Raw genomic sequence first — 21,886 nt, 5'->3', positions numbered from 1 at the left:
TTTACTAGATTAAAATGTTTAACTTCAGTTTAAAAGAAGCTCAAATTTTTCGGGCAGTTAGATGGGAAAGATACCCGAATTTTAGATATGCTAAATTTTTAAAGAATTTATTTTTTGCTTTATTTCTAATTTCGTTTCTAACTTTTTTATATGGTTTTTTGGCTGAAGAAACTTTGCCTGAAAGAGTCTTGGGCCTTTCAATAATTTTCTTAACTCTATCTTTTAAAAATTTTCTCAAAGAAGTATTTTTAAATTCGAAACTGAAAAGGCCCCGCCTCCGTCCTCCGAGCTTTGGCGGGCAGGCAGAACTTTTAGAAGATGCAGTAATAAACCTTGGGAAATACAATTTGGCTGAGTTTTTGAATTTTGAAGTAGCAAGAGCAGTTTATAAGTCTCTTTTATTTGCTAAATCAAAAAAATTATCAGAAATTAATTCAACGATTTTGTTTTGGTTTCTTTTGGAAGATAATCCAAAATTAAATTTCCTCTTTTCTCGGGTAATTTTAGATTTAAATGAAGTCAAAAAAATATTAAAAGATAAATTAAAGAATTCAAAGAGTAAAAGATTTGAAAAAAAATATTCGAAGGATTTTCAGGATTCAATTCTTGAATCTCTGAAAATAGCAAAGAGAAAAGGAAAAACGAGAATTGAAATAGGGGATGTAATTTCCGCCCTGGCCAAACACAATCGGATTTTCAAAAAGATTTTAATTGATTCAAATCTTAAGGCTGAAGATATTGGAAATATTTGTTGGTGGTTAGAAAATTTGGAAGAAAAAATTAAGGAGGAAAAAAAATTCTGGGAATACAAAAATTTACTAAAAAGAGGTTCAATTGCCAAAGATTGGGCGGCAGGTTATACGATAACTTTAGATCGATTTTCCACTGATTGGTCAAATACAGTAAAAATGAAAGGCTATAGAGAAATGGTTGGTTTAGAAAAAGAATTATCTGCAATTGAAAGGATATTAAGCAGAGAGGAAATAAATAATGTTCTTTTAATTGGCGAACCGGGGGCAGGAAGGATGAAATTAATGCAGGAATTAGCAAGGCGCGCCCTTTTTGATTTAAGCTTCCCTCAAATTAATTCAAAAAGAATAGTCTCTCTTGACATTGTTTCGGTTCTATCTCATGCAGGGTCTCGGGAAGAGGCGGAGGTAATCTTAGACAAAATTTTTCAGGAGGTAATTGTAGCTGGAAATGTTATTTTAGTAATAGATGATTTTCATAACTATATTGGCCAAGAACCCCGGCCAGGAGTAATAGATATTTCAGGAATAATTACTTCCTATTTGTCCTTACCTGATTTTCAAATGATAGCAATCACAAATTATCCTGGACTTCACAAATTCATTGAACCTAGTACTTCAATTTTAAATCTCTTTGAAAAGGTTGAAATTTCTGAGGTTCTTGAAAGAGATACAATTAGGATTTTGGAAAATCGAATCCCAGCTCTGGAGAAAAAATATAAAATATTTGTTAGTTATCCATCAGTTAGAGATATTGTAAGATATTCTGCAAAATATTTGCCGGCCATTACATTTCCAAAAAAGGCAATTGATCTTTTGGACGAAATAATAGTTTATGTTGCCAATTTTACAAAAAGCAAGGTCGTTTTGCCTGAGCATGTGGCCAGAATTATTTCTGATAAGACTCAAATTCCAATTGGAGAAATAGAGATTAAAGAAAGAGAAATTCTATTAAATTTGGAAAAATTGATTCATAAAAGAATTATTAATCAGGATGAGGCAGTAAAAGAAGTTTCTTCAGCCTTAAGAAGGGCAAGAACAGAAGTGACTGTCAGAAAAGGACCAATGGGAAGTTTCTTGTTTTTGGGACCTACTGGAGTAGGAAAGACCGAAACATCAAAGGCTTTAGCCCAAATTTATTTTGGTTCAGAGGCGAGAATGATAAGACTAGATATGTCCGAATTTCAAGCAATTGAAGACATTCCAAGGCTGATAGGTTCGGTTATTGAAGAAGGTTTATTAACAACCCCGGTTAGAGAAAACCCTTTTTCTCTAGTTTTATTAGATGAAATTGAAAAAGCCCATCCCAATATTTTAAATTTATTTTTGCAGGTTTTAGATGAAGGTCATTTAACTGATGGTTTAGGTCGAAAGGTTGATTTCAAAAATACAATAATTATTGCTACCTCAAATGCTGGAGCAGAGATTATTTGGGAAGACATTAGATTGGATAAAAAATTAGATATTATAAAAGAAGATCTTTTGAGCCATCTTTTTCAAGGGGGTATTTTTAGACCAGAATTTATTAATCGTTTCGATGCTGTAGTTGTTTTCCGCCCCTTAACTAAAGAGAATCTTTTGGATATTGCTGAATTAATACTTCAAAAGTTAAAGAAAAATCTTAAGAATAAAGACATTGAACTTATAATTACCGCACCCCTAAAAGAGAAAATTGTTGAATTGGGTTATAACCCAGTTTTTGGAGCTAGAGAAATAAAAAGGGTCATTCAAGATAAAGTTGGAAATGTTCTTGCCCAAGCCCTATTATCGCAAAAAATAAAAAGAGGGGATAAAGTAGAAGTTGAACCAGAAGAATTCAAATTAATAATTAACCCTTAGTTTTTCCACATTTTTTCTTTTTAATTTTTTGTTTATAATAAAATAAAATGGAACCAATTGAAGAAAAAATACAAATTTCTGTAGGACTCCCTTCAAAGAAAAGTAAGGTTATAAAAATTATTGCCGGAATAATAATTTTAGGAATAGTTGGAATTGGCATTGCGCTTTATTCCAGAGCTTGGGATCCTCTTTGGAATCCCTTTAGGCCTGAGCCAGAAAAGGTGATAGAGGAAATGGCTATTAAAATGGGAGAATTGAAAACTGTTCATTCTGAAACAAAAATCGACATAGAAGCAAAAGAAGATACAAAGGAAGCTTTTAAAATCTCTATGGCTTTTGGGAGCGATTCAGATAATACCAATCCTAAAAATCCTAAATCAGTCGGAGATTTTAATATGGCGTTAGCTTTCGAAGGAATGCAATTTTCTTTAGTTGGAGAAAGCAAGGTCATAGGAGAAGAATTTTATTCAAAATTGACTACCATTCCTGCCCTTCCCTTTTTAGAACCCTTTTTCGAGATACTTGGCATTGATTTAAGCGGAATTAAGAATCAGTGGATTAAAATTGATGAGGTACAATTGATGAGGATTTTATTAGGAAGTCTTTACACATCAGAAATAGAAGAAGAAATGCAAAAAGAAAAAGAAAAACAAGAAGAAATGATTGAAAATTTAAAGTCCTTATTAGAAGGTAAAAGATTATATGTTGTAAAAAGAGAATTTTTAGACAAAGAGATCAAAGATGAAAAAACCTATCATTATTTAGTTGCTTTAAATGAAAAAGAGGTAAAAAAAATTATTCCCGAGTTATACAAAATACTAATAAGCACTATTAAATTTGGTCCACCTCCTACAGAAGAACAATGGAAGGAATTTCAAGAGAAGCTTTCAATCGAACTTGATAAATCTTTTGAGAAACTGGGGGAAATTACAGCTGAGTTTTGGATTGGTAAAAAAGACATGTTGCTTCATAAGGTTAAGGGAGAAAAAGAAATTGACTTGAGTAAATTTGATAAAACTAAAAAAGGAAAAATTACTATTAAGATAGATATGGATTTTTCCAACTTCAATCAGCCAGTAGAAGTTGAAGCGCCTGAAGAATATAAAACTCTTGAGGAAATTTTCAAGATCCCTTTCTTCCCACCCCCCATTAGCTATTCTCCAGAGTTTGAATATTTTCCTCTTGAATCTAAAATTCCCTTTGGATTTTATTAGCTTTTTAAAAATTATATTGCTGACTTTAAAACAGCTCTAAAAAGGCTGTTTTTACTATCTGTGGATTTTCTGTGGAAAAGAATTAGGTTTTGAATTAAATTTGAACTTATTTTACTTTTATTTGACTTGATACTATGAAGTGGAGTATAAAGAAGGTGGAGTGGGGAATTGTGGAAAACTGTGGGATAACTAAGACTTTTTGTGGAAAACTATGTTTATTGGCGAATATCGTTATACTATTGATACTAAAAAGAGGCTGGCTATTCCGGCGAAATTCAGAAAAGAACTTAGAAAAAAAGTAATAATTACTAGGGGTTTGGATAATTGTTTAGTTATTTATCCTTTAAAAGAATGGGGGATAATGTCCGAAAAATTGAGCAAATTACCAGCCAGCCAGTTAGAGGCCCGGGGTTTTGCCAGGATTATGTTGGCAGGAGCAGTTGATGTTGAATTAGATAAATTAGGTAGGATTTTGATCCCTGATTATTTAAAAAAATACGCCCTTTTAAAAAAGAATGTAGTTTTACTCGGACTTTCAAACAGAATAGAAATTTGGGATGAGAAAAAATGGCAAAAGTATAAGGAAAAAACAGAAAAGGAAATAGGGGATATGGCTTCAAGGCTTCAGCAATTAGGAATATAAAAATGGTTCACGTTCCTGTTCTTCAAAAAGAAGTTATTAAATATCTAACGCCTGAATCCAATCAGAATTTTATTGACTGCACAATTGGAGAAGGTGGACATGCCTTAGCAATTATCGAAAAAATATTACCTAAGGGAAAGTTATTAGGAATTGACTGGAATCCAGAATTAATTAGAGAGCTCAAAATTAAATATAAAAAAGCAAGATTCAAAAAGAATTTAATTCTTGTTTACGATAATTTTTCAAATCTAAAGGAAATTGTTAAAAGATATAATTTCAAACAGGTTTTAGGAATTTTGTTTGATCTCGGAATTTCCAGTTGGCATCTAAAAGAAAGTAAAGGAGGGTTTTCTTTTTTGAAAAATGAGCCATTAGATATGAGATATAATGTAACGCATTTTCTACGATCGTCGAAATCATGTGACGGTCTGACTGCAGAAAAAATTATAAATGGTTGGTCAGAAAAAAAACTGGAAAAAATTTTTAAAGAATATGGAGAAGAAAAATTTTCAAGAAGGATTACCAGAGAGATTGTTGAAAATAGAAAAGTAAGAAAGATTGGAACCACCCTTCAATTGGTAGAAATTATAAAAAGGGCGGTTCCTAGTTGGTATCGCCATAAAAAAATCCACTTTGCTACAAAAAGTTTTCAGGCCTTACGGATCGCCGTTAATGATGAATTAAAGAATTTAGAAAAAGCCCTCCCTCAGGCCTTAGAAATTCTGAAACCTCAAGGAAAATTAATTATAATTTCCTTTCATTCTTTAGAAGATAGAATTTCTAAAAATTTCTTAAGAGATAATTCAAAACAGGGTCTTTTAAAAATTTTAACTAAAAAACCAAAGACACCAACCAAGGCTGAGATATTCATAAATCCTCGCTCGAGGTCAGCTAAACTTCGAGTAGCCATAAAGCTATGAATACTACTTCTATTTCAAATCCTTCCCTTTTAATTAATCGTGGCTTAACTTTAAAGTTAAGATTTAATCTGAAAGCCTTTTGGGTAATAATATTTATTTCAATATTAGCCCTTTTGGCTTTTTATATTTTCCAAGTTAATGCAATGATTTCTCAAACTTATCAAATCAAAGATTATCAAAAAAAATTAGAGGAAATTATTAAAGAAAATGAAACTTTAAAGATTAATTCAGTAAAAATTAATTCTTTAGAAACTCTTGAAAATAAAATATTAGAATTTGGTTTTGAAAAAGTGGATAAAATTCATTATATTCAGGTTTCAGATACTCAAATTGCAACCAAATGAAGTATTGGAGGGTAAATTTAATTTTAATATTTATTCTTTTATTTGGGGCGGCTATTATTAGCAAGCTTTTTTTTGTTCAGATATTAAATCAGGATCTTTACAAGGCCCTGGCTCAAGGCCAACAAAAATTTTTTACCCAAATTCAAGGAAAAAGGGGAGAGATTTTTTTACAAGATAGAGAGAGTTTATATTCTTTAGCAGTTAATAAAACTTGGAAATTTTGTTATGCCTCTCCTAGAGAAATTAAAAACAAAGAAGAAATTGCCCAAAATTTAAGCGAGATTTTAAATTTAGAGAAAGATAAAATTTTCGAAAAAATCACTTCCAAAAATGAAGAAAGCCTTTTTGTCATTTTAAAACATAAATTAACTGAAGAAGAAATCAATCATTTAAAAGAGATGGATTTATCAGGAATTTATTTAGATAAGGAAGAATTGAGGCATTATCCCTTAGAATCTTTAGCCTCCCATTTGGTTGGTTTTTTAGGAGGCGAAGGGGAAGGGCAATACGGAGTAGAGGGTTTCTATAATGATGCCTTGAGGGGGAAAGAAGGATTTTTAGAAGGGGAGAGAAATTTGGGAGGATCTTTAATTTTGTTTAATTCCGAAAATTCTTCAATTCGAGAAGGTTCTAATATTTTGTTAACCATTGATTATAATATTCAATTTATGGCTGAAAAAATATTAAAAGAAGCTAAAGAAAAATTTGAGATTGAGGAAGGTCAAATTATAGTTATGAATCCTAATTTAGGTAAAGTAATAGCCTTGGCTAATTTTCCTAGTTTTGACCCCAATCAATATTCAGAAGTTGAAAATTTAGGAATTTTTAAAAATAGAACAATTCAGGAACTTTTTGAACCAGGTTCAGTTTTTAAACCAATCACTATGGCTGCTGCTTTAGACCAAGAAAAAATAACTCCCCATACTACTTATACTGATCCAGGGATAATAAAAATCGGGGGCTGGCCTATTTATAACTATGAAAGGAGAACCTATCCAGGCGAAATAACCATGACCGAGGTTTTAGAAAAATCAATCAACACTGGGGCAGTGTTTGCTGAGCACCAAATTAGTCATGATATTTTTTTAGAATATATTGAAAGATTTGGCCTCTTTGAAGAAACTGGAATTGACTTACAAGGGGAAGTTTTTTCTCAAAATACTGAGCTAAAAAAAGGTTATGAAGTAAATTTTGCTACCGCTTCCTTTGGCCAGGGAATTGCCATAACCCCAATCCAATTGGCCAGAGCCTTTTGTGCAATTGCTAATGGTGGGAGATTAGTTAGGCCCTATATTGTCGAAAAGATTATCGAAAATAATAAGACAACTGAAATTCAGCCTGAGATTTTTAAAGATTTTCTTATTTCTCAGAGAACCTCCTCTCAATTAACGGCTATGTTGGTGAGTGTGGTAGAACACGGTTTTGGAAAAGCAGCTAAAATTCCCAGATACTATATTGCTGGTAAAACTGGAACCGCTCAGATTCCCTGGTCAGCTTTGGAAATTGAAAAGAAAGGTTATTCTGAAAAAACCATTCAGACTTTTGTTGGATTCGCTCCTGCTTTCAATCCTCAATTTTTAATTTTAATAAAACTTAACAACCCAATTACTAAAACCGCTGAATACTCAGCTGCTCCAATTTTTAGAGAATTGGCAAAATATATCATAGATTATTGGCAGATACCACCTGACTACGAGTGATATGTTTAATCTTTTATCAAAAATTATATTCTATTTTCAAAAACCTCAAGTTATTATCGTTACTGGTAAGGGTTGCTCTTGTGCCGCCGAAGCTATTTATCAGATATTGAGGAAATCTTTTTCCGCTACAGCCTTCGGCAAAGGCAGAAAAGTTAAAAAAATTATTGATGACAAATTACCTTTCAATCCTGGAAAAAATGAAATTTTGATTTTTGAAACAAAAATAAAAAAAACCAAGACCCTCAAATTTTTAGTAAAAAATTCTAAACGTCCAATCTTAGTAGTAACTCATATCGGCGAGATTCCTCCAGGTCAAGACTACAACCCACCCACCACCCTCCCACCTTCGGCGGGCCCCTTTTTTGCTGGAGAAAAAAAAGATACTGAAGAAATAGTAAAACTAGCTAAAATTTTACCCTCCCAAGGTCATTTAGTTTTAAATTTTGATGATGAAACGGCCAGGGGAATAAAAGATTTAACAAATTTAGATGCTCTGACTTTTGGTTTTCAGGAAGGAGCCGATGTTTTAGCCACCGATATTAAATTAAATACAGGAACAAATTTTAAATTAAATTATCAGGGTAAGGTTGTACCTATTTGGTTAGATTATCTTTTTGGCAAAGAACAGATTTATAGTGCTCTATCAGCTATTTCAGTAGGGATAATTTTAAATTTAAATTTAGTTGAAATTTCTCAGGCCTTGAAGAATTATAAATCCCTTCCCGGGAAAATGAGATTGATTAAAGGAATTAAAAATTCTCTAATTTTAAATGATTCTCAATCAGCCTCAGTTTTTTCGATGACCGAAGCTTTGGAAATTTTAGGAAAAATTGAAATTTCGGGGAAGAGAATTGCTGTCTTGGGAGATATTTTGGGGATTGGAAAATACACGATTGGAGCCCATGAATCAATTGGAGAAAGGGTGGCAAAAAATGCAGATTTACTTTTTACTATTGGTTCAAGAGCAAAATTCATTGCTCAAGGGGCTTATATTAAAGGAATGACAAAAGAAAAAATCTTTCAATTTGATGAGATTTCCCAGGCTGGAAAAACTTTGCAAAAGGAGATAAAAAAAGGAGATTTAATTTTAGTCGATGGTTCAAAGGAAATGGAGATGGAAAAAATAATAGAGGAAATTAGAGTATTTTAATAGACAAAACTCAAATTATGTGATAGATTAGATAAGAATTCCTTTTAGGAAGAGGGTGACCTGAGCGAAGCGAAGACCAGAGGGAAAAACCTTAGGTGTCTCCCATGGGGAGCCGAAGGAGCAGAGCGACTGAGGCGACTAAGGCCCCATCGTCTAGTGGCTTAGGACGCAAGGTTCTCATCCTTGTAACTCGGGTTCGACTCCCGATGGGGCCGCAATAAAAGCACGGGGCCTAGCCCCGTGCTTTTTGAAATCTATCAGAATTATCTTTATTTTTTAAAAGGTGCCTCAATTATTTCTTTTGCTCCTTTAATTGCCCTCTTTAAAGCATCTTTCACAGCTGAACCTGCCTCACTGCTGATTCCTTCTGCCGCCTTTATTGCTCCCAAGACAGCTTCTTTTGTTACTGTAGCCACATCTCCTCCTACTGTTTTAGTTCCATCAATTACTCCCTGAACTGCTTTGACTGCTACTTCTCCGACATTTTCACCTAACTCAGATGCTCCTTTAATAGAAGCCTCAATTGCACCTTTTGCCGTTCCTACCACATCTCCTCCTACCCCAACTACTCCCTCAACTACCCCTTTTACTAAATCATGAGTAGCTTCAACTAAAGTAATCCCAGCTTCGGAAACACCCTTTATTCCTCCTTTTATGGCATTAACTCCAATTTCAAAACTCTTTCCTGCCACATCTTCAACACCCTCTAAAGCACTAACCAAGGTATTCTTTACTACACTAATAGCCTCCTCGGTTAATCTGCCAGTAGTTTTAACTATCCCTACCAAGGCTTCTCTTAATTTTTCTGGAAGGTCGCCAATCATAGAATTTTTTCAGCATTGAATTAACTATCCACAGCCATTTGGCGGTCAATAATTCATCAATGCCGGGCTTTAATTAATTATTTTATTATTATATACCAAAATAAAATTTTAGGCAAAGGTCAATAGAAGGCTTTAAGTCAACCCTCTTTTTATTTATAATGAAATAATGAATCAAGCAACTCTTTGGCACAATTTATCTTGGCAGGAAGTTATAAAAAAGTTAAATTCCAATTCTGAACAAGGTTTGTCAGAAAAAGAAATAAAAAAAAGACAGGAAAAATCAGGCCTAAATTTGTTTCCCGAAGAAAAACCTTTATCAAGGCTGGAAATATTTTTTGAACAATTCAAAAGCCCTTTAATTTATATTTTAATAATCGCTGGAATCATTACTTCGATTTTAAAAGAATATACTGACTCAATTGTCATTTTTGGAGCGGTAATTTTAAATACTATTGTTGGTTTTTTTCAAGAAAACAAGGCTTCAAAAGCCCTAAGAGAACTTAAAAAAGTAGTTAAAGTAAAAGCCAAGGTAATAAGGGAGGGAAATCCTAAAATCATTGATTCTAGAAATCTTGTTCCGGGAGATATTTTTCTTTTAAATCCCGGAGATAAAGTACCAGCTGATGGAAGGATTATCACCGTCTTAAATCTAAAGACCAATGAGATGGCTCTAACTGGAGAATGGCTAGCAGCTAAAAAATATTCAGATATCTTACCAAAGGAAACTCCAATGGCTGACAGAGATAATATGGTTTATATGGGAACAATTGTTGAAAATGGAAAGGCAAAGGCAATAGCTACGGCAATTGGGCTTAAAACTGAAATGGGTAAAGTAGCCAAAATGATAAAAGAAACTAAGGAAGAAAAGACCCCTTTACAAAAAAAATTAGCTCATCTTGCTAAAATTATCGGGGGAGTAATCATTGTAATTTGTATTTTTATTTTCATTGAAGGGATAATTACCGGAAATACCTTTTTGGAAATGTTTGAGACTTCGGTGGCAGTAGCGGTAGCTGCTATTCCCGAAGGATTGCCGGTGGCAATGACCGTAATTTTAGCCCTAGGGATGCAGAGAATTTTAAAAAGAAAAGGATTGGTCAGAAAACTTTTGGCAGCTGAAACTTTAGGTAGTACTAGTATAATTTGTACAGATAAAACCGCCACTTTAACCGAAGGGAAAATGAAAGTAAGTGAAGTAATAGGGGATAGATTTCTAGCTCTAAAATCTGCCACTTTGACGTCTGAAGCTTTTATTGAAAATCCAGATGCCTTAAAAGAGAAATGGATTTTTAGAGGAAGGCCAACTGATAGGGCATTATTGGAGGCTGGAATTGAGGCGGGTATTGATAGAAACCCCCACCAAAAATTTGGTGAGAGGGAAAGAAAAAAAATTGCCGAAATTCCTTTTAATCCAGTAAATAAATTCGTCGCTACTCTGTATGAAGAAAATGACCAAAATTTTCTCTATGCTTGCGGTGCTCCAGAAAGAATTTTAGATATCTGTATATTAAAAAAAGAGGAAAAAGAGAAATTAGAAAAGAGATTAGAAGAATTGGCTCAAAAAGGATTAAGAGTTGTAGCCTCAGCTTACCGAAAAATCAAATTACCAGAGAACAGTTCTCTGATAATTGAGGATTTGATAAATGATTTAAATTTTGTTGGTTTTATTACTTTAAAAGATCCTGTTAGAAAGGAAGTAAAGGAAGCAATGAAGATTTGTAAGCAAGCGGGAATGAAACCAATTATTGTTACCGGAGATCATAAATTAACCGCTAAAGCAGTGGCAAAAGATCTTGGGTTTAAAATTAAAGAGGAAAACATTTTAGAAGGAAAAGATTTAGATAAGATATCTGATAGGGACTTCGATAAAATTTTAGATAGAATTCAAATTTATGCCAGAGTTGAACCAAAACATAAAATGAGAATTATTGAGGCCTGGCAGGAAAAGGGTGAAGTGGTAGCCATGACTGGTGATGGAATAAATGATGCTCCGGCCTTAAAAAAGGCAGATATTGGGGTAGCTTTGGGTTCAGGCACTGATGTCGCTAAAGAAGTTTCAGACCTAATTCTTTTGCCAGATAGTTTTAATATCATTGTGGCAGCAATAGAAGAAGGAAGAGCAATTATTGATAACATCAGAAAAGTCATTGTTTATCTTCTTTCAGATAGTTTCAGCGAGGTAGTTTTAGTCGGAGGCGCCTTACTTGCTGGTTTTCCTTTGCCTATTTTACCGGCCCAGATCTTGTGGGTGAATTTAGTCGAAGACGGTTTGCCTGATATCGCCTTAGCCTTTGAACCAAAAGAAAAAGACTTAATGCAAAGAAGACCTCAAGTCCGTAATGCTCCTTTATTGACTCGGGAGATGAAGGCAATAATTTTTATTATCGGATTGATTACTGATTTTTTACTTTTGGGATTATTTCTCTGGCTTTGGGAGCAAAAACATGATATTAGTTATGTAAGAACCATGATTTTTGCCTGCCTAACTATTGATTCACTTTTTTATGTTTTCTCCTGTAAAAGTTTAAGGCGTAATTTGTGGCATATTAATCCTTTTTCCAATAAACTTTTGGTGGCTGCTATCGGAATTGGAATTTTAATGCTCGTTTTAGCTCTTTATCTACCTATATTTCAGACTCTTTTAAAGACGGTATCTTTGGGATTTAATGATTGGTTAATTATTTTTTCCTTAGGAATGATAGAAATAATTTTAATTGAGGCCACCAAATGGCATTTCATAGTTAAAAAAGCGGTATGATTTTATATATTTTTATTTTTATTATCTCTTGCTTAGTTTTAGTTTATTCTGGATCCTGGGTGGTTCGAACCCTGACTATAATAGCTCATTTCTTAAGATGGAGAGAGTTTATAGTGACTGCAGTTTTAATGGCATTTGCCACTTCGACACCGGAAATTTTTATTGGAATTAGTTCTGCTATTAGGCAAGTTCCTAATCTTTCTTTCGGCACTATCTTAGGTTCAAATATTATAGTTCTAACTTTGGTAATAGGTATTGGCACTTTCTTAGCAAAAGGGCTTAAATTTCAAGGAAAGGTTTTACAGCGAGCTGCTTTTGATGCCAGTATTATTAGTCTTTTACCCCTTCTTTTAATATTAGATAAAGAACTTTCAAGGATAGATGGAATAGTCTTGCTATCGGTTTTAGTTTTTTATTTTCGCCAACTTCTTTCCCAAGAAGAAAGATTTACCAGGATTCTTTCCAATTCTTTTAGAGAAAATCGGTCTGGGTTTAAAATATTTTTTAGAAATTTGGGGATATTTTTGGGGGCAGTTTTTCTACTTTTACTTTCTGCTGAAGGAGTTGTTTTTTCAGCCAGAAATTTAGCATTAGTTCTTGATATACCCTTAGTATTTATTGGAGTACTCTTTGTGGCCTTGGGTACTTCCTTGCCAGAAATAACTTTTGGAATAAGATCAATTACTATGGGCCGCAAAGAAATGATTATTGGAGATGTAATAGGATCGGTAGTAATTAATGCTACTTTAGTTTTAGGGCTATTGGCTTTGATTTGTCCTTTTGAAATTGCCGATCTCTCACCTTATTTTATCGGTATTATTTTTACAACGCTTACGGCTTTGTTTTTTATGATTTTTTCAAGAACACATGAAATTATTTCAAGAAAAGAGGCAATATTTTTACTCTTAATTTATATTATTTTTGTTTTATTTCAGATTTTATTTACTCAGAATTTATTAGCTAGGTGAGAATTGACTGCTGTTTAAAATCTTTTAAAAATCCAGCCCGAGAATAATTCTCGGGCTTTTTTGACAGCATTTATAGAAAATGTTAATCTATTTTAATGGCCGATTTTCTTTTTATTTTAATTATTTTTTTAATTGTGGCAGGTGGGGCTGGGATTTTAATTTATTTTCTCTTAAAAGTAAGTGGAGGGCTTGGCCAACAGTCCCAAATAAATTTACAACAAGCCCAAGATATACAAGAAATTAAAGAGAAGTTGCTTTTGGGTACTCAACTTCAGGATCATTTAAAAAATGGAATTGAAAAGACTAAGGATTTATTAGAAGATTTAAAAAGAGCTGACCAAGTCCGTCAGCAAAAAGAAGCTGAATTTTCAGAGAGAATAAAAAGGGTAGATGAAATCATTGCTGGAACATCAACCAAAGGAATCTCTGGGGAAGAAATTTTAAGAGAAACTTTTAAAAAATTACCACCAGAAATGATTGAGAGTAATTTTACCGTTAGAGGAAAAACCGTGGAGTTTGCTTTAATTCTGCCAAATAATAAAAGGCTCCCAATTGACTCAAAATGGCCAGCTGGAAGCCTAATTTTAGAACTGGAAAAAGAGTCCTCTCCTAAAAAAAGAAAGGAAATTATCGGAGAGATTGAAAAAGAAACTGTAAAGAGGATTAAAGAAGTAAAACAATATATTGACCCAAGCGTTACCTGGTCCCAAGCCATTGCTGCCGTACCTGATTCAGTCTATGGTGTTTGTCGTGAAGCTCATCTGAAAGCCCGGGAAAATGATGTCATTCTAATGCCTTATTCAATGGTTTTGCCCTTACTTTTATATATGTATCGTCTCCATCTTCAATATGCAATGTCCATTGATATGGAAAATCTCCAAAATCATTTAATTAGTATTTCCAGGAACTTAGATGAAATGGAAAATATTTTAGAAAATAAAATTGCCCGTGCCACAACAATGGTTTCCAATGCCTACTCGGATTATAAACAAATGATTAGCAAAATCAGAGCTTCGCTTAATGAACTTCAAATAAGACAACCTAAAGAAAAGAAAAAACTAAAGGAATCAAATAAGGTTTAGAAAATGAAATGACCGCGATTTCTACGATCGTAGAAATCGCGGTCCAAATTATATCAGTAGTAGTTAAGATTAGTGGTAAACTTCGAAGGAGTCGCCTTACGACGACCCTAGTATTATAAATATGGCTTTGGCGGTAATTAAGACTGGTGGGAAGCAATATTTGGTCTCGCCAGGAGATAAAATAAAAATTGAAAAAATTGATGTGAAAGAGGGAAAAAAAGTGACCTTTAAAGAGGTTTTACTTTTGCAAAAACAGAAAAAAATAGAATTTGGGACTCCTTTGGTTAAAGGAGTAAAGGTTATTGGAAAAGTTTTAAAACAGGAGAAAGGAAAAAAAATAATTGTGTTTAAATACAAACCAAAAACCCGTTATAAAGTAAAAAAAGGCCACAGACAACCCTTTACCGAGGTAGAAATAACTAAGATAGAGAGTAAAAAATAAAGAATTTAAAGCCAAAAAGTTTGTCAAAATTCCTTGACAAATTTTTTATTTGGGTGTATAATTAAAGCGTAAAATGAGATAGTTCTTTGATACAAAAATATAGGGAAAGAGCTCTGCACGAGCAAATTGTCTATCAACCTTGGTAGATAGCTTGCTCGGACAGAGCAGGAGAAAGAAAATGAAGAAACTAGGGGATATACTATTACAAGTAGCTTTAGTAACCTTTGTTGGGATGATAATCATTGGTTTTAGTGGTATGGTGGCAGGTTTCATTATGTATCCGCATCTCGCATCGAGTAGCCCTCAATTAGCGGAAACTCTAGGCTTTACTCCAGAAGAACTTCAAGCAAGACAAACAAAAAGTGATACTGTGATCTCTGTGTGTACGCCAATTTTCTTCGTCGGTTTGATTTCAATATCGGTATTAGTAATCTCTAGTGGGTTACTAGAGCATCTTCAACAACGAAAGTGTTGTCATAAAAACCTCAATTAAATCCCGTCTTTCCCTCTTTTTTCGACGTAATGCGCCGAAGAAGCGTAGTGAGCTGGAAAAAGGAGTGTAGTGTATTTTCTACGATCGTAGAAAATACGTTACAGTGAGATTTAATAGTAGATGGCTTGACAAATTTTGTAGGCTTGCTATAATAGAAGTGTCAAGCAAGAAGAAAGTACTTTGAAAATTAAAAAATAGTAGGGAGAGAATTGTTCTGAAAATTATTTTATTGGAATTTCAATTCCAATAAAATCAGAAAGGGGGTCGGGGAAACTGGGTGTTTCCCCGTGTAGGAAAACAGCTCTCCAAAGGAGAGCGTTAGAAACCGTGGGTTTCTAAGGAGCGAGCCCGAAGGTCGCTAAAGCGACCGCCAGCCGAAGGCTGGAGGAGGGCGAGCGACTCAGGATAGTCCTCTCCTTATTATCCCGAAGCCATTCCTGCAATAATTGGCCCTCGAGAAGATGGGACCGATGTGGAATGGATGGGGTAATGAGGAGACCCGAAGGAAAAAGGTTTCCTACTCCTTTACAGATAGGGAATTAGGGGAGATTCAAGGGGTATTAATAACGCCGAGAAGTCGGCACCTACCCATCAGACGTTAGATGGGGGATAATACAAAATGTACCTCTTGCCTCAGCCCTGCAAAAGGGAGAGGGTATTCCTTCTTCGGGAAACAAAAAGCCTCGATTGTCGTCGGATCCATAGTAGATTCACTTGAAATCTGATTAATAAAGTTTTAATATTTCAGTGAGAATCCGACAATCGAGGCTCCTTTAATTTCTTTATTTTACTTTCTTCCCTCAAAAGCTGATCCTAAGGTTTCTTCATCAGAGTATTCTAATTCAGCACCCACTGGTAATCCCCGGCCAAGTCGGGTGATTTTTATTTTTAAAGGCTTCAAAACCCTTTTGAGATACAAAACAGTAGCCTCGCCTTCAGTTGTTGGATTAGTGGCAATAATGACTTCTTTCAACTTTGAATCTGAAATTCCAAATTTTTCTGGACTTTTAATTCTCTCAGTTAGTTCTTTTATCCTTAATTTTTTTATATCTTCTTTTTTTAAGGCAGAAACTGTCCCGCCTAAAATAAAATAAAGGCCATTATATATTTTTGTTTTTTCAATTGAAGTCAAATCGGTTTCCTTTTCAACAATACAAATTATCGTTCTATCTCTTGATGGGTTAGAGCAGATTTCACAAAGACTTTCTTCGCCCTTGCCCTTCGTAGCCTTAGCGGAGGAGGGCTCAAAGGGATTGAAACAAAAAGAACAAATTTTTATCTTTTTTCTTAAAATAATTATTGACCTTATTAATTCATTAATTTCCTCTTTTTTTGCTTTCATTAAATAAAAAACAAAACGGGCAGCAGTTCTTGGCCCGATTGTAGGGAATTTAGAAAATAAATCAATAAGTTTTTGAATAGATTTGGGATACATAGTGGTAATACATAGTTAGGTCGCGGCACGCGTCGCTTCGCTCCGCTAACACCGCTCTTTAAAAACCCACGGTTTTTAATATTTTCCTACACAGGAGAACCGAAAGGTTCTCCCGACCCCTTTCCGATGTGGGTCGTGATATGAGAAAATACCTATTCCTGGAGTTCTTTTTCTAAGTCGTGGAACGATACCCTTCTTTCGTCAAAATATAATTCAACTCTTCCTACTGGACCATTTCTGTGTTTGGCAATAATTATATCAGCAATATTTTTTCTTGCGGTATCAGGTTTATATCTGTCCTCTCGATAGATAAATAAAACAACGTCAGCGTCTTGCTCAAGCGATCCTGACTCTCTTAAATCAGCCAGTCTGGGAATTTGGGGAGATCTTTGCTCTACTGCTCGGGAAAGCTGAGAAATGGCTAAAACTGGAATATTAAGCTCTCTGGCTAAAGCCTTAAGGGATTTGGAGATTTCAGTTATTTGACGAACAATCGGATCATTGGGATTTCTCGGTTCCATTAATTGCAGATAATCAACAATGATTAATCCCAATCCTTTTTCTGCCTGCAATCTTCGGGCCATTGCCCTCATTTGTAAAATATTAGGAGAAGGGGCATCATCAATATAAATTGGGGCTTCGGCTAAGATACCTAAGGCCTGTTGAATTCTAACAAAATCATTATCTTCCCCATCACTAGAAAGTCTTCCAGTTCTCAATCTCCATAAATCAACATTGGCCTGAGTGGCAATTAATCTATCCGCAACTTGGTCTTTTGACATCTCTAAACTAAATAGGCCCACCGGTATTTTTTTCGAAATGGCAATATTGGCAGCGATATTAAGGGCCAAAGAACTTTTTCCTAAAGTGGGTCTTGAAGCTAAAATTATCAAGTCAGATTTTTGAAGACCGGCCAGAATGTTATCCAAGTCAGTGAAACCAGTGGGAATGCCCCGGGGTATCCCTGTTTGTTTAGACAATCGGTCAATTCTTTCGAAAGCATCTTCTAAGGTCTCTTTTACTGGCAAAAAATCTTGACTAAGAGATTTTTGGGCGATACTAAAAATTCTTTTCTCTGCCCGATCTAACAAGATATCAGTATCTTCTGATTCGTTATAGCCCATTGTTCCAATCTCGTGTGAAGCCTCAATTAAATCTCGCAAAACTCTTTTTTTCTGGACAATTCGGGCATAATTTAAAACATGGCTAGCGGTGGGGACAGAATTAATAAGTTCGGTTAAGTAACTATTTCTACCAATTTCCTCCAATAGATTTTTTTCTTTAAGGCGAGTGGAAACTGATAAAAGATCAATAGGTTCTCTTCTTTCAAAAAGATCTATCATTACTTTGTAAATTTCCTGATGAATTCCTTTGTAAAAATCTTTTGGGCGCAGAAAATCAGCTACTTTAATAATTGCCTTTTTATCTAACATCAAGCAGCCGAGCAACGACCTCTCAGCCTCAATTGATTGAGGGGGTAATTTTTCTGGTAATTCATTCATCAATTACGATATTAACAAAAAGATAACCAATTGGCAAGTTCCTAGGTTTTTGATATAATCAAAAAATAATTTATGAAAATCGGATTGATTTCTTTACATTCTTTTTTGAAACCAGGGGGAGTAAAAACTCATGTTTTGGGATTAAATAAAGAATTCAAAAAAAAGGGAATTGCTTCAAAAGTCATTGCTCCTAGAAGATTGCAGTCTGAAAATTATGGAAAAAATGTTATTCTTTTGGGAACTTCTTTTCCTCTTCCTTTTGGTGGAAGTAAATCAGATTTCGCTATAAATTTTAATCCTTTGGCAATTGAGAATACTTTTGAAAAAGAAAATTTTGATATTTTACATTTTCACAATTTTGGCTTCCCTTCCTCTTTCCAAATTTTAGAGAGATCTAAGGCCTTAAATATTCTCACTTTCCATTCTAATATTGAGGGGAGTGAATTTTTAAAAAATTTTCCAGTCTTTCTTTATATTTTGAAAAAAATAGTCCAATGGAAAATAGATGGGATAATAGGAGTTGCTCCTTTGGCCCTCAAGGTCTTTAAAAATTATTCTGGACCAAAAACGGTTATTCCCAATGGAATAGACCTTGAAAGGTTTAATCCAAAAGTTCCAAAAATTAAAAAATTTTCTGATGGTAAAACTAATATCTTGTTTGTTGGCAGAATTGAAAAAAGAAAAGGTTTAATTTATTTACTTAAGGCCTATAAAATTTTAGAAAAAAAATTCTCCAATCTAAGATTAATTATAGTTGGTGAAGGAGAATTAAAAAAAGATTGTCAATTGTGGGTCAGAGACCACAATTTAAAAGAAGCTTATTTTGAGGGAGAGAGAGCTGGAAAAGAACTTCCCCCTTATTTTACAAGCGCTGATATTTTTTGTGCCCCTTCTATTTACGGAGAAAGTTTCGGAATAGTTTTATTGGAAGCTATGGCTTCTGGTCTACCAGTGGTAGGTTTTGCTAACCAGGGCTATAAAGAACTTCTTAAAGGGAAAAAAGGAGAGAGATTTTTAGTCAAGCCAAAAGGCTTTAGAGCCTTAACTGAAAGGATTGAAATTCTAATTAAAAATAAAAATTTAAGAAAAAAAATGGGAGAATGGGGTCAAAAAGAAGCCAAGAGATATTCCTGGCCAAAAATCACTAATAAGATTCTAAATTTTTATCAATTTTGCCAAAAAAAGAGACAAAAAAGGAAAAGAGAAATTCTTTCTGTTGAAAAAATACTTGATGAAGTAAATAAGGTTTTCAACAAAGATATTTCAGACTGGCTAAAATAATTTTTTGATTTTTGGTCCCTTTTTAGTATCTTCAATCCGATAACCCATTTTCTTAATTTTTTTTCTTATTTCATCAGCTTTTTTCCACTTTTTTTCTTGACGATATTTTTCTCTGGTTTCAACCAGTTTTTTTATTTTTTGGGAGATTTTTGGTTTTTTAACTTTAGCTAAATCTAAGGCGAAGATTTTATCAAAATCTAATAAAATTGTATATTTTTCCTGATTTGAAAGATTTTTATTTTTTGAAACGTTCCACATCAGGGCCAAAGCCTTTGGCATGTTCAAATCATCATTAATGAAATTCAAGAATTTTTTCTGAAAATTGTGCATATAACGCGATTTTGACGATCGTCGAAATCGCGCTATAGTTTTAGGTCTAATTTCTGATATTTTCTGATAAAAATTATCTAAGGCATTTTGACTGGCTTTTAAAACTGACCAGGAGAATTGAAGCTTCTTTCGATAATGGCAATTCAGGCATAAGTAGCGATAGGCTAAGGGGCTAAATCCTTGTTCTTTTAATCTTTCCATAGTTATAATATTTCCTTCTGATTTTCCCATCCTGTTTTCTTTTAACACCAGAAATTCTCCATGGAGCCAATATCTGGCGAAAACTTTCCCATAAGCAGCTTCAGCTTGGGCAATTTCATTGGTATGATGAATTGGGATATGATCAATTCCGCCTGTATGGATATCAAAGGGAATTCCTAAATGTTTTATTGACATTACCACACATTCAGTATGCCAACCAGGAAACCCTCGACCCCAGGGAGAATCCCATTCCATCTGTCTTTTAACTCCTGAAGGGGCAAATTTCCACAAAGCGAAATCAGTAGGACTTTTCTTTCCCGGAGCCATTGCTATTCTTGCTCCAGGTTTTATCTTTATTTTTTTCTTTCCCCATAATCTCCCATAAGTTTTTAATTTCGAAGTATCAAAATAGACTCCATCTGAAATCTTATAGGTAACCCCTTTTTTCTCTAAAATTTTAATCAGATTTATTTGGTCTTTTATAGTTTCGGTTGCTTTAATCCAAATATCTGGCTTTTTAATGTTTAAACGTTCCAAATCTTTCTTAAAAGCTTTGGTGTAAAAATTGGCAATTTGTTGGGCGGTTTTTCTTTCTCTTCTTGCCGCCAGTTCAATTTTGTCTTCTCCAGTATCAGCATCTGAGGTCAAATGGCCAACATCAGTGATATTCATTAAATGCTTTACCTTGTAGCTATTATATTCTAAAACTCGCTTTAGAATATCCTCAAAAATATAGGTTCTTAAATTTCCAAGATGAGCGAACCAATAAACAGTTGGGCCACAAGTGTAAAGGCCAACCTTTTTCTTTTTTAGAGGTCTAAAAACTTCTTTTTTCCGAGATAGAGTATTGTAAAGTTTCAACATAATTATATTATTATACTATTTTTTGACTTTTTACAATAATTTTTTTGACAAAACTTTAATTAACATTTATCATATTTTAATAAAGTTGTCCTTTAAAAATAAGGAGATAAAAAAATGGGATTAACTGATAAATGTCCAGAATGTGGGAGCCCAAATCTTATTTATGATTACGATTCATTAGGTGAAGTTGTTTGTGGGAATTGCGGTTTTGTCATAAGCCGAATAGTAGACAGAGGAGCTGAATGGCGGGCTTTTGACGACGAGCAAAGAGCAAAACGCGTAAGAGTTGGAGCACCTCTAACTCAGACAATTCATGATAAAGGATTATCTACATTGATAGATTGGCGTGATAGCGATGTTTTCGGAACAAAATTAACCCCTGAACAAAAAGCTCAGATTCATAGATTAAGGAAATGGCAAAAAAGAATAAGGATTTCAAATGCTCCAGAAAGAAATTTAGCCTTTGCTTTACCTAAAATTTCTAAAATAGCTAATAGTCTCAACTTACCAAAAAATGCTCTAGAAACTGCTTCTGTTATTTATAGAAAAGCAGCTAAAAAAGGACTTGTTAGGGGTAGATCTGTTCAAAGTATAACTGCTGCTGCTATATATATAGCCTGTAGAAAATGTGGACTTGCACGAACTCTTAATGAAGTTGCTCAAGCTTCTAATGTTGATAAAAAAGAAGTAGGGAGTAGATATCGATTTCTTGTTAAAGAGCTTGATTACTTTATTCCACCAATAAAACCTAGCCAATATATAACCAAGTTTTCCAACCAACTAACTATGCAGGGAAAGGTTGAAGAAATTGCTCATAAAATTCTTGTTGTAGCAAAAGAACTGAGACTCACATCGGGAAGAGGCCCAACAGGAATAGCTGCTGCCTCCAGTTATATAGCATCAGTATTAACTGGTGAAAGGAACACTCAAAAAGATATTGCTGAAATTGCCCAAGTAACCGAAGTTACGATAAGAAATAGATATAAGGAGTTAGCGGAAAGGTTGCTCTTTATAATTTCGATTTGAAGCTCCCTGATTATGAACAGAAAAGGAGAAATCCAAAGAGCGAATCTAATTCGCTCTCTTTTTATTTCAATTAGATAACTATTGACAAAATTCTATCTAATCCTTATTATATTATCAGTAA

The 21,886-nt window shown here is 33.9% G+C and carries 18 protein-coding genes and 1 tRNA gene; 15 read left to right on the top strand and 4 right to left on the bottom strand.

The window, feature by feature from the left end; all coding sequences use genetic code 11:
• Nucleotides 1-14: 14 nt before the first annotated feature.
• The 8 genes from KJA15_02370 to KJA15_02335 all read left to right on the top strand — a co-directional run bounded on the left by KJA15_02370 (nucleotide 15) and on the right by KJA15_02335 (nucleotide 8,774).
• On the top strand, nucleotides 15-2,588 hold the full coding sequence (locus KJA15_02370; GenBank protein MBZ9572149.1) for an ATP-dependent Clp protease ATP-binding subunit: 2,574 nt from the start codon (nucleotides 15-17) through the stop codon (nucleotides 2,586-2,588).
• 47 nt (nucleotides 2,589-2,635) lie between these two features.
• Nucleotides 2,636-3,802: a hypothetical protein gene (locus KJA15_02365; protein ID MBZ9572148.1), complete on the top strand. Its 1,167-nt coding sequence runs from the start codon at nucleotides 2,636-2,638 to the stop codon at nucleotides 3,800-3,802.
• A gap of 211 nt (nucleotides 3,803-4,013) precedes the next feature.
• Nucleotides 4,014-4,445, top strand: a complete 432-nt coding sequence (gene mraZ, locus KJA15_02360; GenBank protein ID MBZ9572147.1) for a division/cell wall cluster transcriptional repressor MraZ — start codon at nucleotides 4,014-4,016, stop codon at nucleotides 4,443-4,445.
• 2 nt (nucleotides 4,446-4,447) lie between these two features.
• Nucleotides 4,448-5,365: a 16S rRNA (cytosine(1402)-N(4))-methyltransferase RsmH gene (gene rsmH, locus KJA15_02355; protein MBZ9572146.1), complete on the top strand. Its 918-nt coding sequence runs from the start codon at nucleotides 4,448-4,450 to the stop codon at nucleotides 5,363-5,365.
• Nucleotides 5,362-5,709: a hypothetical protein gene (locus KJA15_02350; protein ID MBZ9572145.1), complete on the top strand. Its 348-nt coding sequence runs from the start codon at nucleotides 5,362-5,364 to the stop codon at nucleotides 5,707-5,709. The genes rsmH and KJA15_02350 overlap by 4 nt, the downstream gene beginning before the upstream one ends.
• On the top strand, nucleotides 5,706-7,409 hold the full coding sequence (locus KJA15_02345; protein MBZ9572144.1) for a penicillin-binding protein 2: 1,704 nt from the start codon (nucleotides 5,706-5,708) through the stop codon (nucleotides 7,407-7,409). The genes KJA15_02350 and KJA15_02345 overlap by 4 nt, the downstream gene beginning before the upstream one ends.
• Before the next feature lies 1 nt (nucleotide 7,410).
• Nucleotides 7,411-8,559 (top strand): hypothetical protein, encoded by a 1,149-nt coding sequence (locus tag KJA15_02340; GenBank protein MBZ9572143.1) that lies wholly within the window; start codon nucleotides 7,411-7,413, stop codon nucleotides 8,557-8,559.
• 142 nt (nucleotides 8,560-8,701) lie between these two features.
• Nucleotides 8,702-8,774, top strand: a tRNA-Glu gene (locus tag KJA15_02335).
• Nucleotides 8,775-8,828: 54 nt separating this feature from the next.
• On the opposite strand, the gene KJA15_02330 is transcribed toward KJA15_02335, so the two are convergent.
• Nucleotides 8,829-9,383, bottom strand: coding sequence for a hypothetical protein (locus KJA15_02330; GenBank protein MBZ9572142.1), 555 nt, complete (start codon nucleotides 9,381-9,383; stop codon nucleotides 8,829-8,831).
• Between the two features lie 166 nt (nucleotides 9,384-9,549).
• On the opposite strand from KJA15_02330, the gene KJA15_02325 reads away from it, so the two are divergent.
• The 5 genes from KJA15_02325 to KJA15_02305 all read left to right on the top strand — a co-directional run bounded on the left by KJA15_02325 (nucleotide 9,550) and on the right by KJA15_02305 (nucleotide 15,126).
• Nucleotides 9,550-12,141, top strand: a complete 2,592-nt coding sequence (locus tag KJA15_02325; GenBank protein ID MBZ9572141.1) for an HAD-IC family P-type ATPase — start codon at nucleotides 9,550-9,552, stop codon at nucleotides 12,139-12,141.
• Nucleotides 12,138-13,109, top strand: coding sequence for a sodium:calcium antiporter (locus tag KJA15_02320; protein ID MBZ9572140.1), 972 nt, complete (start codon nucleotides 12,138-12,140; stop codon nucleotides 13,107-13,109). Before KJA15_02325 ends, KJA15_02320 begins: the two co-directional genes overlap by 4 nt.
• A 95-nt stretch (nucleotides 13,110-13,204) precedes the next feature.
• Nucleotides 13,205-14,191, top strand: coding sequence for a DNA recombination protein RmuC (gene rmuC, locus KJA15_02315; protein ID MBZ9572139.1), 987 nt, complete (start codon nucleotides 13,205-13,207; stop codon nucleotides 14,189-14,191).
• Nucleotides 14,192-14,312: 121 nt separating this feature from the next.
• Nucleotides 14,313-14,633, top strand: coding sequence for a 50S ribosomal protein L21 (rplU, locus tag KJA15_02310; GenBank protein ID MBZ9572138.1), 321 nt, complete (start codon nucleotides 14,313-14,315; stop codon nucleotides 14,631-14,633).
• 178 nt (nucleotides 14,634-14,811) lie between these two features.
• Nucleotides 14,812-15,126 (top strand): hypothetical protein, encoded by a 315-nt coding sequence (locus KJA15_02305; protein ID MBZ9572137.1) that lies wholly within the window; start codon nucleotides 14,812-14,814, stop codon nucleotides 15,124-15,126.
• A gap of 787 nt (nucleotides 15,127-15,913) precedes the next feature.
• On the opposite strand, the gene recR is transcribed toward KJA15_02305, so the two are convergent.
• Both recR and dnaB read right to left on the bottom strand, forming a co-directional pair.
• Nucleotides 15,914-16,561 carry a recombination mediator RecR gene (recR, locus tag KJA15_02300; GenBank protein ID MBZ9572136.1) on the bottom strand — a complete coding sequence of 216 codons (648 nt, stop codon included), beginning with the start codon at nucleotides 16,559-16,561 and terminating at the stop codon, nucleotides 15,914-15,916.
• 152 nt (nucleotides 16,562-16,713) lie between these two features.
• The gene (dnaB, locus tag KJA15_02295; GenBank protein MBZ9572135.1) at nucleotides 16,714-18,063 is read right to left on the bottom strand and encodes a replicative DNA helicase; all 1,350 of its coding nucleotides are present in this window, start codon (nucleotides 18,061-18,063) and stop codon (nucleotides 16,714-16,716) included.
• A gap of 72 nt (nucleotides 18,064-18,135) precedes the next feature.
• Here dnaB and KJA15_02290 point away from each other — a divergent pair, with 72 nt between their 5' ends.
• The gene (locus KJA15_02290; GenBank protein ID MBZ9572134.1) at nucleotides 18,136-19,344 is read left to right on the top strand and encodes a glycosyltransferase family 4 protein; all 1,209 of its coding nucleotides are present in this window, start codon (nucleotides 18,136-18,138) and stop codon (nucleotides 19,342-19,344) included.
• Here KJA15_02290 and cysS read toward each other — a convergent pair.
• Nucleotides 19,336-20,742 (bottom strand): cysteine--tRNA ligase, encoded by a 1,407-nt coding sequence (gene cysS / locus KJA15_02285; protein MBZ9572133.1) that lies wholly within the window; start codon nucleotides 20,740-20,742, stop codon nucleotides 19,336-19,338. The two genes, KJA15_02290 and cysS, sit on opposite strands and share 9 nt — an antisense overlap.
• Nucleotides 20,743-20,853: 111 nt before the next feature.
• On the opposite strand from cysS, the gene KJA15_02280 reads away from it, so the two are divergent.
• A complete protein-coding gene (locus tag KJA15_02280) occupies nucleotides 20,854-21,765 on the top strand; it encodes a transcription initiation factor IIB (protein MBZ9572132.1) in 912 nt (303 codons plus the stop codon).
• The last annotated feature ends 121 nt before the right edge of the window (nucleotides 21,766-21,886 follow it).

It is taken from the genome of Patescibacteria group bacterium (assembly GCA_020148145.1).
Classification (GTDB): domain Bacteria; phylum Patescibacteriota; class Minisyncoccia; order Minisyncoccales; family JAHCRE01; genus JAHCRE01.
Note: the sequence above shows the minus strand (reverse complement) of the source record. Positions and strands in the feature narration are given on the sequence as shown.